The sequence below is a fragment of the Bradyrhizobium sp. 14AA genome (genome assembly GCF_054185205.1).
Genome location: NZ_JAVAYM010000073.1, coordinates 1 through 925, shown reverse-complemented (window position 1 = coordinate 925; position 925 = coordinate 1). Strand labels below are relative to the sequence as shown.

Sequence of the window (925 nt, the reverse complement as noted above, 5' to 3'; positions counted from 1 at the left end):
TGTGGAGCCTCAAGAGGTTGTCCTTGGACAAACCGAGCCTGCTGATCGGCGTTTGGGAGTCTATACCACCGTGGGGTCTGTGCCAGTTGTATTGGTGTAGCCAGACCGGCAGTTCTTGGGCGCGCCGATCTGAGGTTTGGTAGGCTCGGGCATAGGCCCATTCCCGAAGCGCTGTCTGAATGAAGCGCTCGGCCTTGCCGTTTGTTCTCGGCGTGTAAGGCTTGGTGCGGATGTGCTTGATGCCCAGGTCTCGGCAAGCGTCGCGGAAGGCAAAGGACTGATAGCAACTCCCATTGTCAGTCATGACGCGCGCGACGGTGACGCCGAGGCTTTTGTAATAAGCCACCGCAGCCTTGAGAAAGGGAACAGCGCTGTCCGCCGTCTCGTCGGGCTTGATCTCTGTGAAGGCGACGCGGGAATGGTCGTCAATGCAGACGTGGACGAAATCCCAGCCGGCGCCGCGGCTCTTGTTCGGACCACTCGGATCGCCGGTGATGCGGTGGCCGACACGCTCGAAACGCCCGAGCTTTTTGATGTCGATGTGAATGATCTCGCCTGGGTTCTCGCGCTCATAGCGGCGCTCCGGCTCGGCCGGCTCGAGATCGCGGATCCGGTTTATTCCCAAACGACGCAGGACGCGGCTGACGGTCGCCGGCGACACCTCGACCTCGGCTGCGATCTGCTTGCCGGTGTGGCGCTGCCGTCGCAAGGCCTCGATGGCTGTACACGTGGCAGGCGGGGTTTGGCTCGGCGATGAATGGGGTCTGGAGGAGCGATCACGCAACCCCTCCACACCTTCTGCGCGGAACCGCTTGACCCATTTGGCAACGGTCTTCGGCGTCGTGTTGAATTGGAAAGCCGCGTCGGCCTGGCTCAGCCCGCCCTCGACCACGCTTCGGACCATCGCCTCTCGACCTTTAGGCGT

General features: G+C 62.2%; 1 protein-coding gene. It reads right to left on the bottom strand.

The window, feature by feature from the left end:
• The coding region (locus RAD15_RS43355) for an IS481 family transposase (RefSeq protein ID WP_458184789.1) at window positions 1-925 on the bottom strand (925 nt) is incomplete at both ends.